Annotated in this window: 13 protein-coding genes; 9 read left to right on the forward strand and 4 right to left on the reverse strand. The window is 65.8% G+C overall.

What is annotated here, in order from left to right; translation table 11 throughout:
- Positions 1–31 precede the first annotated feature (31 nt).
- Positions 32–658 carry a CoA pyrophosphatase gene (locus tag IVB46_RS29000; RefSeq protein WP_063985864.1) on the reverse strand — a complete coding sequence of 209 codons (627 nt, stop codon included), beginning with the start codon at positions 656–658 and terminating at the stop codon, positions 32–34.
- 71 nt (positions 659–729) lie between these two features.
- On the opposite strand from IVB46_RS29000, the gene IVB46_RS29005 reads away from it, so the two are divergent.
- From IVB46_RS29005 to IVB46_RS29035, 7 genes are all read left to right on the forward strand, one after another.
- Positions 730–1,155, forward strand: a complete 426-nt coding sequence (locus IVB46_RS29005) for a PaaI family thioesterase (protein ID WP_247313497.1) — start codon at positions 730–732, stop codon at positions 1,153–1,155.
- Positions 1,156–1,466: 311 nt separating this feature from the next.
- A complete protein-coding gene (locus IVB46_RS29010; RefSeq protein WP_208068167.1) occupies positions 1,467–2,489 on the forward strand; it encodes an aldo/keto reductase in 1,023 nt (340 codons plus the stop codon).
- Positions 2,490–2,501: 12 nt separating this feature from the next.
- The gene (locus IVB46_RS29015) at positions 2,502–3,818 is read left to right on the forward strand and encodes a tetratricopeptide repeat protein (protein ID WP_247313500.1); all 1,317 of its coding nucleotides are present in this window, start codon (positions 2,502–2,504) and stop codon (positions 3,816–3,818) included.
- Between the two features lie 300 nt (positions 3,819–4,118).
- Complete coding sequence (locus tag IVB46_RS29020) at positions 4,119–4,694, forward strand: hypothetical protein (protein ID WP_071917092.1); 576 nt, start codon at positions 4,119–4,121, stop codon at positions 4,692–4,694.
- Between the two features lie 55 nt (positions 4,695–4,749).
- Positions 4,750–5,097 (forward strand): DUF3088 domain-containing protein, encoded by a 348-nt coding sequence (locus IVB46_RS29025; RefSeq protein WP_247313503.1) that lies wholly within the window; start codon positions 4,750–4,752, stop codon positions 5,095–5,097.
- 171 nt (positions 5,098–5,268) lie between these two features.
- The gene (locus IVB46_RS29030) at positions 5,269–5,844 is read left to right on the forward strand and encodes a cysteine hydrolase family protein (protein WP_247313505.1); all 576 of its coding nucleotides are present in this window, start codon (positions 5,269–5,271) and stop codon (positions 5,842–5,844) included.
- Positions 5,845–5,965: 121 nt separating this feature from the next.
- A complete protein-coding gene (locus IVB46_RS29035) occupies positions 5,966–6,286 on the forward strand; it encodes a hypothetical protein (protein ID WP_085400922.1) in 321 nt (106 codons plus the stop codon).
- A gap of 31 nt (positions 6,287–6,317) precedes the next feature.
- Here the strand turns inward: IVB46_RS29035 and IVB46_RS29040 are convergent, their stop codons facing one another.
- The 3 genes from IVB46_RS29040 to IVB46_RS29050 are packed head-to-tail and all read right to left on the reverse strand — an operon-like array spanning position 6,318 to position 8,988.
- The gene (locus IVB46_RS29040; protein WP_247313507.1) at positions 6,318–7,586 is read right to left on the reverse strand and encodes an NAD(P)/FAD-dependent oxidoreductase; all 1,269 of its coding nucleotides are present in this window, start codon (positions 7,584–7,586) and stop codon (positions 6,318–6,320) included.
- Between the two features lie 9 nt (positions 7,587–7,595).
- Positions 7,596–8,306 (reverse strand): dihydrofolate reductase family protein, encoded by a 711-nt coding sequence (locus IVB46_RS29045; protein WP_247313510.1) that lies wholly within the window; start codon positions 8,304–8,306, stop codon positions 7,596–7,598.
- Between the two features lie 19 nt (positions 8,307–8,325).
- Complete coding sequence (locus tag IVB46_RS29050; RefSeq protein WP_247313513.1) at positions 8,326–8,988, reverse strand: heme-binding beta-barrel domain-containing protein; 663 nt, start codon at positions 8,986–8,988, stop codon at positions 8,326–8,328.
- Positions 8,989–9,191: 203 nt separating this feature from the next.
- Here IVB46_RS29050 and IVB46_RS29055 point away from each other — a divergent pair, with 203 nt between their 5' ends.
- Together IVB46_RS29055 and IVB46_RS29060 are read left to right on the forward strand one after the other, a co-directional pair.
- Positions 9,192–11,252 (forward strand): ATP-binding protein, encoded by a 2,061-nt coding sequence (locus tag IVB46_RS29055; RefSeq protein ID WP_247313517.1) that lies wholly within the window; start codon positions 9,192–9,194, stop codon positions 11,250–11,252.
- Positions 11,253–12,117: 865 nt separating this feature from the next.
- Complete coding sequence (locus tag IVB46_RS29060) at positions 12,118–12,345, forward strand: DUF3551 domain-containing protein (RefSeq protein WP_247313522.1); 228 nt, start codon at positions 12,118–12,120, stop codon at positions 12,343–12,345.
- Positions 12,346–12,427: the final 82 nt, after the last annotated feature.

Consider the following 12,427-nt stretch of genomic DNA (forward strand, 5'->3'; position numbering starts at 1 on the left):
AACCGTCACGTTAACGCGCCGTTTACCATCGTCACTTCCAGGCGAACACCGGCTGTTCCAGCTCGGTGACGCGGGTGTGACGTCCCGCCAGCACCTCGCGGAACTGGTAGATCAGCGCCGCGGTCGGCGCGTGAATCAGGCTCGTCTCGTGATGGAAGCGGATCACGCGGCGGGAGCTTTCGGGAATCGCGATGAAGTCGAACGCGTCTTCATGCTCGATCGTGGCGAGCGCGATGCGGTGGACCGAGGCGACCTCATCCGGGTTCGGCCGGATCGCGGCACTGTCGGCCGTCCAGACCACCACCGGCGTGATCAGATAGCCGGAGCGAGTCGGATAATCGTCGAGCGTGCCGAGCACCTCCGCATGCGAAAGGCGGAGGCCAAGCTCCTCATCAAGCTCGCGCAGCGCCGCTTCGACCGGCGTCTCGCCGGCATCGCAGCGGCCGCCCGGCAAGGCCCATTGGCCGCGATGGGCGCGCAGGTGTGACGCGCGCAGCGTGAGCAGGAATGCGGTGTCATCACCGTCACTCGCCGCGGTCAGCGCAACCGCCACCGCGGCGCGCTTCAATGCGGCCGGCGCATCGTCCTCGGGCAGCCGCGTGAAGGCCGCGCAGGCAGCCGCGATATTCCGCCGTGTGGCATCGTCGAACGGTCTCATGATGCTTGACTACACCACGTCCGGCCCCGATGAAATGAGCTCGCAAGGCCCGCGCAGCAATGGACGACCACATGACCAACAAGGCCGCCGCAAGGCTCAAATCGGACGGCTGGAGCATCCTGGAGACCACGGGCTTCCTGCACCTGGTCGGCCCGTTGTGGGAGCGCAAGGTCGACGGCCATTACGAATTCGCGCTCGCCACCGAGGACAAGCACCACAATCGCCGCGGCATGGTCCAGGGCGGCGTGATGATGACGTTCGCGGACCGCACCTGCGGCATGACCGCCCGCTACGTTTCCGGCAAGGAATTCATGGCGACGGTGCAGCTCGACACCCATTTCGTCGAGGCCGGCCAGATCGGCGACATCCTGATCTCCCGCCCGCGCGTGGTGCGCTCGACGCGCAGCCTCATCTTCATGAGCACCGAAGTCACCGTCGACGGCCGCTGCATCGTGATGGCGAATGGCGTGTTCAAGATCCTGAAGGGGCCGGGGTAGCGTCGCGCGGTCGGGCTGCCGCCGTTGCTAGCCACACCCACCGCTGTCGTCGCCCGGCTTGATCGGGCGACCCAGTACGCCGCGGCCTCTCGGCTCAATCACAGCCGTCTCTGGAATACTGGATCGCCCGATCAAGTCGGGCGATGACAGCTGAGAGTGCGGCAAGCGCCCTCCCCAATCTCCTCATTGCGAGCGCAGCGAAGCAATCCAGCATCTTTCCGCGGATGCATCTCTGGATTGCTTCGCTGCGCTCGCAATGACGGAATTAGCTGGCTATGCTGCCAGCTTCGATAGCGTTGAGGAAACAGCCCATGCAATACCGCCAGCTCGGCCGCACCGGCCTGAAAGTCTCGCCGATCTGTCTGGGCACCATGATGTTCGGCGGGCCGACCGATGAAGCCGCATCAAACCGGATCATCGCCAAGGCGCATGAGGCCGGGATCAATTTCATCGACACGGCGGATGCCTATTCGAAGGGCGCATCCGAGGAGGTCGTCGGCCGCGCCATCGGCAACAACCGGCACGCCTGGGTGCTCGCCACAAAACTCGCCAACCCCATGAACACTGGTATGGGCGACGATCCCAACCGTGTCGGCCTGTCGCGGCGCTGGGTGTTGCAGGCCGCGGACGAGAGCCTGAAGCGGCTCGGCACCGACCACATCGACATCTACTATCTGCACAAGGAAGACCATGCGACGCCGCTGGAGGAGACGGTGCGCGCGATGGGCGATCTGATCCGCGCCGGCAAGGTGCGCTATTTCGGCGTCTCGAACTACCGCGCCTGGCGCGTCGCCGAGATCTGCAACATCTGCGACCGGCTCGGCATCGACCGTCCCGCGGTGAGCCAGCCCTATTACAACGCGATGAACCGCATGCCCGAGGTCGAGCACTTCCCGGCCTGCTCCTATTACGGCCTCGGCATCGTCCCCTACAGCCCGCTGGCGCGCGGCGTGCTCACCGGCAAGTACAAGCCCGACGCCGCGCCGGACAAGGAGACACGCGCCGGCCGCAACGACACCCGCATGATGCAGACCGAATGGCGGCCGGAATCGCTCCAGCTCGCGCAGGAGATCAAGACCCATGCCGAGACGAAAGGCATCACGGCCGGTCAGTTCGCGGTCGCCTGGGTGCTGAACTCCGCCTTTGTCAGCTCGATCGTCGCCGGCCCGCGCACCGAGGAGCAGTGGGACGGCTACATCCGCGCGCTCGACTACCGCTTCACGGCGGATGACGAGGCGCTGATCGACAGACTGGTCGTGCCGGGCCATCCCTCGACGCCGGGCTACAACGACCCCGCCTATCCGATCGAGGGACGCCGCGCGCGGACGGCTTGAGAGCTGAAGACGATGACGGCGCACGAAGACCGCTACGGCCTTTCGCTCTCGACGTCTTCGCACGAGGCGGCAAGCGCCTATCGCGAAGGCGTCGATCTCATGCTGGCCGGCTGGACCGGCACGGCGGAGGCGCTGGAACGCGCGATTGCGGCCGATCCGGATTTCGCGCTGCCCCATATCGCCCGCGCCCGCGTGCATGCCTTCTATCAGCAGGGCGATCTCGCGCGGCAGAAGGCGGCACGCGCGCGCGAGCTCACAGCGAAACGCGGCACGGAGCGCGAGCGCTCGCATGTCGAGACGCTGGCGCTTGCGATCGAGGGACGGCTGCCCGAGGCGATCGCATCGACGCTGAAGCATGTCGAGAGCTGGCCGCGCGACGCCGTGGTGCTGTCGCTGCCGCTCGGCGCGTTCGGCCTGTTCGCGTTTTCCGGCATGCCCGATCACGACCGCGCCCGGCACGAGCTGTGCGAGCGCGTCGCGCAGCATTATGGCGAGGACTGGTGGTTTCTCACCATGTCCGGCTGGGCCATGACCGAGAATGGCGACGTCGCGCGCGGTCGCCGCGTCACCGAGCGTGGCTTCGACCTGCGCCGTCAGAACGCCCACGCCGCGCACGCCGTGCTGCATGCGATGTTCGAGGACGGCTCGATCGACGCGGCTGATCGTCTCGTCGACGAGTGGATTCCCTCTTACGACCGCGCCGGCATCCTGCACGGCCATATCCGCTGGCATCAGGCGCTCGGCGCGCTCGAGCATGGCGATGCGGCGCGCGCGCTTGCGATCTATGCCGACGTGCTTCAGCCCTCCGCCACGCAGGCGCCGCCGCTCAACGTCGTCACCGACGGCGCCTCGCTGCTCTGGCGTCTGTCGGCTTACGGCCACACCGTGCCGGAAGCGCTCTGGCTCGAAGCCGACGCCACCGCGCAAAAACTGTTTCCAAAATCGAGCCTGCCCTTTGCCGACGTCCACATGGCGCTGTTCGCCGCCGCGACGCAGAACCAGGAGGCGCTCGCCGCGCGCCTTGCGGCGATCGAGCAGCGGCTCGGCGACGGCAAGCTGCCGGCCGGTCCCGTGGTGCCGGCGATCTGCCGTGCGCTCGTGGCCTTTGCCCGCGAGGATTACACCTCATGCGTGCAAACGCTCGCGCCCGTCCTCGGCGAGGTCGTGCGCATCGGCGGCAGCCATGCCCAGCGCGAACTGATCGAGGATACCTACATCGTCGCGCTCATGCGCAGCGGCGAGCTGCCCCGCGCCCGCGCGCTGCTCGATGCCCGCCTGCACCGCCGGCCGTCCTTGCGCGATACGCGCTGGCAGGCGGCGACGGGCTAAAGCGTTTTCGAGCGAAGTGGGTACCGGTTCGCGTCTGGAAAACGCGTCAAAACAGGAAGCTAGAACTCCGTTCCGATCCCATCGGAACGGGGGTCTCACTCTGCCACGAAAAAAACATCGGTCTGGCAGCAAGTGGCCTGCTAGGACGGGATGGGGCGATCGGATGAATCGCCGATGGGTGGTGCGGTGGTATTCCAGTCGGGTTTGGCTGAACAAACGGGATCGCAACCAATTTGTGGTTCGCTCGTTGTTGAGCGGAACTTTTCCGCCGCCGTGGCCCCCTGGCATACGAGCCTGATGATGCGCCTCCGCCGACCGGTCCTCGCCGCGGCCCTCGCGACTCTCGCAAGCCCTTGTTTTGCCGAGTCTTCCGCGCCCATCCCTGTCAACAACCCTCCGGCGCAAAACGCCTTCATCGACCTGCTGGCGCTGATGTCGGGCCACTGCAAGACGCTGAAGGTCGCGGGGCGCACCTTCGCTTGCAAGACGGTGGCTTACGCCCATGGTGACAAGGGCCGGGTCAATTTCGCGGTCGCCGTCGACGATCCCTCCGACGCCAACCACGTCGTGTCGTTCTCCGGCGAGAACGGCCAGCGCGCGGACGACAATTCCTACGAGCTGCGAATCGACCGCATGCTGCTCAATTCCAAGGACCGCCCCAAGGTCGACGGCCTGCCGGTGCCGGCCGAGCAGACCTCGACCGGCGTCTGCCGCCAGACCGGCAATTTCGCCGCAAGGAAGGTCACCGACGTCACCTGCACGGCGACCGACAGCGAGGGCCGCCGGTACGAGCTGCTGTTCGTCTCCGACGGCAAGCCGGTGAGCGTGCGCCGCATCCGGCAATCGTCGCCATCGATCCAGGATCCATTCAAGTAACGGCATCATCAGCTGCTGCCGCCATGTATGATCGCGCCATGCTTTGGAGCGATTCATGACTCGCGACCGCCTGTTTCTGCTGCGCCCCGGCTTCGAGGACCCCGCCTTTCCGGGCCAGCGCTTCTATTGCTGGCATTGCGCGCTGATCGAGGGCGTGCTCGCCTCATTTCCGCAGCTCGCCGAACAGCTCGACGTTGAGCGGATCGTATGGCCGCGGCCAAGGCTGCCGGTGATCGCGCTGGTCGGCGAGGAGAACCAGTCGCTGCCGCTGCTCGTGCTGGCCGACGGGACGACGTCGCCGCACCAGACCGGCAGTCACCACGGCCGCGCCTTCATCGCCGACAAGGACGCGATCCTCGCCGCGCTCTCCGAACGCCACGGGTTTCCCGATCCGCATCCGTGAGGGCCGAGCACGCGCGCAGCTCTCCGTGTCCCGGACGCGGTGCAGCGCGTAGCGCCGTTCCGTAGAGCCGGGGCACGAGAGCTGTCGCGAAACGAGGGAAAATCGACATTGCCTGTCATGTCGGTCGCCCCGCATACTTCGCGCAGCAAGCAAGTCTGAAAGCCGCTCCTCATGATCAGCCCCCTCCCCGCCCTCGTCGTCGTCGACGTTCAGCGCGCGTTCGATGAATGGGAGGCGGCGGGCAAGCGGCGCAACAATCCGGACGCGGTGGCGCGCATCGCCGATCTGCTCGCCGCATTCAGGAAGCGCGGCGCGCCGATCTTCCACATCCGCCACGAGGGCACGAAGCCGAATTCGACGTTCCTGCCGCAAAGCTCCGGCTACGCGGTCAAGGACGAGGCGCGCGAAGCGCCGGGCGAGGCGGTGATCGTCAAGCGCGTCAACAGCGCCTTCATCGGCACCGATCTCGAGACGCGCCTGCGCGCTGACAACATCACGACGCTCGTGATCTGCGGCGCCACCACCAATCATTGCGTCGAGACGACGACGCGGATGGCCGGCAATCTCGGTTTCGACGCGAGCCTCGTGGGCGATGCGACCTGGACCTTCGACCGGATCGGACCAGATGGCGACAAGCATTCGGCTGAAGAGATTCATGCGATGACGCTGTCGAATCTCAACGGCGAATTTGCGCGCATCGTCGCCACCGCCGACGTGATCGCTTCGCTCGAAGCGATGCGACAATAGATCGCGCGATATCGTTCACACGTCGATCGGAACTTCGTCTGCGTCGTTTCGACGCCCGCACTGGCCGGAACGCAGCGGACAGCCATCTGTTATCACGCGACTTCTCAACTGGAGTGATGACATGAAGTATCTCTTTGTCGCGATGGCTGTAGGTGCTGCGGCGCTCGCCGGCGGATCCACGGCCAACGCGGCGGGCAAGGCCAGCGCGAAGCAGAACGCGCCAGCCGGCCAATCCACCGACATCAGCGCGCAGCACAGGCACCACCACCACGGCCATCGCCATCATCAATGGCGCCATCACCACCACGGCTACTATCGTCCGCACTACCGGAACTATGGCTATTACCCGCGGCACCACGGCTATTACGGCGGCGGACCGTACGGCTATTATGGTGGCGGAGGTCCCGGCGTAACGTTCAGCTTCGGCGGCGGCCGCTGGTGAGAGTTAAGGCCCGCCTTGTGCGGGCCTTTTTTCATCCCCGCAAAATCATCTCCGCAATCTCCAGCCCGCTCGCCAGCGCCGCCTCGACCGTCCCCATGTCGCGGCCGCGATAGAGCGCTTCGCCGGAGAACAGCACCGGGCCGTCGGCGCGCGCGAGGATCGCCTGGGCCTCGCGCGTCCGCGGCGTCGCCCAGGAATAGGCGCCGCGCGCGAAGGGATCGTGCAGCCAGTTGGTCGCCGCAGCCGCCACGAGATCGCGCGCGATGTCGTCGCGCGACACGCCGAAGATGGCCGCAAGCGAATCGACCCCGGCGTCGATCAGCCCTTGCCGATCGAGCTTCGCAAGCTCGGCCGTCCGCGGCCCGCCGAACCAGCCGGTGAGCACGGGATGCTGGTCCGGATGCCGAGTCCACCACACCGGGATCGACTGGTCCGACAGCAGGAAGGTCATGTCCGCGAGATCTTCGTTTCGCTCGCGCCACCACGGCCGCGCGAACCGCAGCAGGATTTTTATCACGCTGCCGAAGCCGATATCGTCAGCCGCCGCAGCCTTCGCACGTGCGGGCTCCGGAAGCGCGATCTCGCGCAACAACGGCAGCGGGACGGTGAGGATCGCGCGATCGCAGCCGTGCACGTCGCCGCCGGCACAGCGGACGGCCAGCGCGCCGCCCGTCTCCTCGATCGCCGACACCGCGCAGCCAAAGCGAAACTTAACGCCAAGCCCGCGGCACTCGCTCGCCAGAAAATCGATCAGCGCGCCATAGCCGCCGACGATGCGCGCCTGGGTGTGATGCCCGCCGTCCATCCATTCCTCACGCAGCGCCAGCGTCGAGGCGCGCTCGGGGTCGGCGGCGTCATAGCCCTCGACCATGCGCTCTATGGAATAGCGCAGCTGAACATACTCGGGCTCAGCGAAATGACGGCGCAGGAAATCGGCAACCGTGAGATCATCCTTCAACGCCCCCAGCGCGGCTTGAAGCTCTGCCTCGTGCGGATCGTGACGGTCTTCGTGCGAGAGCCTCGTGCCGTCAAAGCTCCACTGGATGCCTTCGATCTCCTGCAGCGACAGTCCCGCATCGCGCACAAGCTTGCGCGTGACCGGCGCCTCGCCATGGACGAATTCGGCGCCGCCATCGGCGGGGTAGCCGAACTCCGACGCCGGCAGCGGATCGATGCGCCCGCCGCAGCGCTCGCGCGCCTCCAGGATCGTGACCGTCCTGCCCGCACGTGCCAGCGCGCGCGCCGCCATCAGCCCGGCCGCGCCGGCACCGACGATGACGATGTGCTCCAATTGTCCCATGCCGATGCCTTACTTGGGCATCGCTTGCGGGTCGTTCTTGATCAGATACCGCAGCAGCAGAACGCCACCACCGAGGTCGCGCGTGCTCTCCAGCGTCATCGCGGCGAGCGGCGCGCGCTTGTCGCTGTCCGCGTCCGTCGAATCGAACACGAAGGGTGCGCCCCTGGCGCCATCGATCGCGGGGCTGAGGATCAGGTTGAATTCGTCGATGAGGCCGGCGCGCAGGAAGGCGCCGTTGGCAACGCCGCCGCCCTCCACCAGCAGGCGCTTCACCCCTAACTCCCGATTGAGGATGTCCAGCGTCAGCGCAAGGTCGATCTCGGACTTGCCGGCGAAGATGTAGGACACACCCTCGTCGCGCAGCCCCGCCAGATGCGAATCCGGCACGCCCTCGGTCAGCACCACGACGATCGGGTCACCGCCGATGTCTGACCGGCCCCAGCCGATCTTGCCCTGCGCGTCGAGCACGACGCCGTAGGTTTTCGCATCGCGCCGCGCGAACCAGCTTTGGCGGGGAAATGTCTCGCCCGCCGTTGCGGGATAGGGCTTGCCCTTGGCGAACTCGGAGCCGGTGACGCGGCCGATCACCCAGGCGTCTCCGCCGAGTTCGTCATGGATCTTCTCGAACCAGTCTGTGCCCGCCCCCTTCGGCCGCCAGCGGCTGGGATGCGTGCGGCCGTCCAGGCTGGAGTGCATCAGGCAAATGACGTAGGGCTTCATGCAATTCTCCGGGTACGCTTCAGGCCGACGATCCATCGCGCCCGGCGCGATCCTTCACGATCACCGCCAGTGGATTGAGCTTGGGCGGCGCGACGAGCTTGAGCGTGTTGCTGTCGTGATGGTTGAACGGCGCGCCGCGCACGAACAACTCGGTCTGGATCAGATAGCTCCAGCTTCCATCATCGTTGAAGGTGATGTCGCAGCGATAGGAGTCGGTGCGGAAGGCCTGTTCCAGGAAATCGGTCGAGCAGATTCCATAAGCGGTATCGCCGCGCTTCGCCGTGACCGATATCTTCCTGTCATCCGGCCCGGCCTTGCCCGAGGCGAGCAAGACCTGTCCGCGCGGAATCGCGAGCGTCTGCATGATCAGCCCGGTCGCGGGCTCCCACAGCCAGTAGCCGACCTGGTCGTGGAAGGTGATGTCTTCCTCGGGCGTGTTGATGTGGATGTGATAGCGCAGCCCGTAAAACAGCTGCGGCCCGTTGGCCTGCGGGTCGATCGGGTCCATGCGGATGCGTTCGATGAAGGTCCGCCGCTCCGGCCCCTCCGCCTTCGGATTGATGTCGATGCCCTTGTCCGCCTGCCAGCTCCCTGCGAGACGGCGGAGCGGGCCGAGATTGGCAAAGCCGTCGGGCGAGACGTCCTCGGGCTCGGTGAAGATGTCTGCGGGAATGGGGAGCATGGGAACCTCGCGTCAAGTTGCGGAGAGCAGCAATAGCACAAGGACGGCGGGAATCGACTGGAATGGAACCAGAGCGCGCGCCGGGTGTTATCCGCGCTTGAGCACGAGCCCTCGAAAGCCGGCTCGAATGGGCAAGGACGCCCGTGTCACGCGTAGCGGGGGATCCGGTGCTGTCTGCGAAGGCTGCTCGGCGGTCGATTGAAATGGGCTTCCTCGCTGACGGAGGCGAGCTGGGCGCGATGATGAGCGCCCGCGACTGGTCGGATTCACCGCTCGGTCATCCCCGCGATTGGTCTCAGGCGCTGAAAACGACGGTCAGCATGCTGCTGGCCGCGCAAGCCCAGATCGTCCTGTTCTGGGGGCCCGACTTCGTCGCGCTCTACAATGACGCCTACGTCCCGGGCATCGGCGCCAATCACCCCCGCGCCCTCGGTCGCCCCGCGATCGAAAACTGGGGCGAGCTGTGGGACGATCTCGAACCGCTGCTATCAGGCGTGCGCCGAACCAGAAAGACATTCGCCGCCAAGGATCGACCGTTCTACGTCGAGCGCCACGGCTACGGCGAAACCAGCTACTGGGACGTCTCCTACTCGGCCGTGCGGGACGATGACGGCTCGGTCGGCGGAGTGCTCTGCATCGTGTCCGAGACGACGGAGCGCGTGCTGGGCGAGACGCGGCTGCGGGCGAGCGAAGCGCGATACAGGGAGCTGACCACGACCCTCGAGCAGCGCGTCGCCGAACGCACCGCCGAGCGTCATTTGCTGGCGACGATCGTGGAAACCACCGACGGACAGATCCAGGCGCTCGATCTCGATTATCGCTGGCTGGCGATCAACACGTCCTGCGCCGACGCCTATCAGCGCATCTACGGCAGGCGGCCGCAGATCGGCGATTCCCTGCACGAATTTCTGGCCGACCGGCCCGAGCATCTCGCTGCGGCGACCGCGATCTGGAGCCGGGCGCTGGCCGGCGAAGCCTTCACCAACATCGATGAGTTCGGCGATCCCCGGTTCGACCGCCGCGTCTACGAGATGAAGTTCGAGGCGCTGCGCGCTCCGGACGGCACGCGGATCGGCGCGTTCCTGACCGGGGTCGACGTGACGGATCGCCTGGAGGAGCAGGCGCGACTCGCGCAGGCCGAGGAGGCGCTCCGCCAGGCCCAGAAGATGGAGGCCATGGGCCAGCTCACGGGCGGCGTCGCGCACGACTTTAACAATCTGCTCACGCCGATCGTCGGCCTGCTCGACCTGTTTCAGCGCAAGGGCATCGGCGGCGAGCGCGAGCATCGCCTCATCGCCGGCGCAGCGCAGGCGGCCGAGCGCGCCAAGACGCTGGTTCAGCGCCTGCTCGCTTTCGCGCGCCGGCAACCGCTTCAGGCCATTCCCGTCAGCATCGGTCTCCTCGTTGCCGAGATGGGCGACCTGATCTCCAGCACGACCGGACCGCAAATCCAGGTGACGGTGGACACGCCGGAAGACCTTCCCGCGGCCATGGCCGATCCCAACCAGATCGAGATGGCGATCCTGAACCTCAGCGTAAACGCCAGGGATGCCATGCCCGGCGGCGGCAAGTTGCGCATCTCGGCGAAGGCCCGGACGGTTGGAGACTCTCACAATTCGGAGTTGGCACCGGGCGCCTATGTCTGCATCTCCGTCGCCGACACCGGCATCGGCATGGACGAGTTCACGCTGGCCCACGCCGTCGAACCGTTCTTCTCGACCAAGGGCGTCGGGCGAGGCACCGGTCTCGGTCTCTCGATGGTCCACGGCCTTGCGTCACAGCTCGGCGGCGCGCTGACGATCAGAAGCACCGTGGGCGCGGGCACGACGGTCGAGCTGTGGCTGCCGGTCAGCCACGCCGTCGCGGGCGCCATTGATGCCGTCCCGCAATCCAAACTGCGGCCACAGCCCGTCGGCACGGCTCTGCTGGTGGATGACGAACCGCTGGTGCGCATGAGCACCGCCGAGATGCTGGGCGAGCTCGGCTACAACGTCGTCGAAGCCGCCTCGGCGGAGGACGCGCTTCAGCGCGTCAGGGAAGGCCTGCGGCCGAACCTGCTCGTCACCGACCATTTGATGCCCGGCATGAGCGGAACAGACCTCGGCCTCGCGCTGCGCAATCAATATCCCGAGCTCCAGATCCTCGTCGTGTCAGGCTACGCCAACAACGAGGGCATCACGCCGGACCTGTCGCGGCTGACGAAGCCGTTCCGAAGCGATGAGCTGGCGGCGAGCCTGGCGGGCTTGGCGAAGGCGGGGCGGTAGGCGACGCAAGCGGGCGAGCAGCTCGCATGAGCGAAAGCGACATGCCGGTGCGATGATGTGTATCGGCGATCACGCCGTGATTATCGATGCGCGGGCGACTGTACCCCAGTCCGATCGGAGGAGCCTGGCCTAGCCGACGAACCTCCTCAACCCCAGCCGCATCTACTTCAACGCCAGACTCTGGGCGTGAACTGAGAAGACCGAGGTGGAGGCCCGCCGGTTCACGCTGGCGGGCTCGCTACGTTCTGAGAGCGTCAACCGCGTGGGCGACGAGAACGCCGATGCTGAGTACGATCAGGCAAATAATCGCCGCTTGAAATAACATCGGAGTAAATCCCGTGGGCCAGGGTCGGCTTTTATAAGCCCTCACATTCCGCCAGCATTTGGCCACCCAGAAGGCGCTTCGGTGTCCGCCTCGTTACAAGTATGCAAGGTTCATTGGCCTTGCGCGACGACGTCTCACCCCTTCAAAGCGGTGCGAAAATCTACCAGTCGATCAGCAGCACAACGATTGCTGACATGGCGTAGATAGTCCTGCGGCCGATCCGGTTCATTCGAAAACCTCGTATTCGAACGCCACTCCCTCAGGATCGTTCTCTACGAACCATGCTTCCGCGGCATCCTGGGTGGCGAAACGGGGCTCGATATCCGAAAGCCGTACGTCATCCGGCCAGCGGTCCGCATTCAAGGACACGCAATGGCAATTGTTACGTTTACCTACAAGCGGTTCCGAGCCTGAATAGCATGAGCGCTTTTCGCGCCAAGTAGCATCAATAAACGCCCCAGCGTCTGGCAAGGGCTTTTACTGGCGGTATTCCCCTCGCGCCGCCAGTATATTCACCTCCATCCATCCACGGAGATCGATATGCATCGTGTCGCTCCGATGCTGACGTTACTCACTGCCGCTGTATTCCTTGCTTTTTTGGAGCCGGTCCTAGCTGCCGAGGCGGATCGATACTGCCTGCGAGGTCGCAATTGGGGCTTTCCGGGCAATTGTCAGTTCGCCGCCCGCTCACAATGCCTGGCTGCTGCTTCTGGCACGAACGCATATTGCGGCATCAACCCGCGCTATGCCGCTCCGCGGCGGCGCTAATCACCGCTCGGAGCTATTCGGCGGCACGGCATGGCAGAAGCGGTCAATCAAGGGAAGGCCCCCGATGCGAAAGCTTGCACTG

Origin of the sequence: Bradyrhizobium sp. 61, assembly GCF_023073075.1 — a bacterium.
Taxonomy (GTDB): domain Bacteria; phylum Pseudomonadota; class Alphaproteobacteria; order Rhizobiales; family Xanthobacteraceae; genus Bradyrhizobium; species Bradyrhizobium barranii.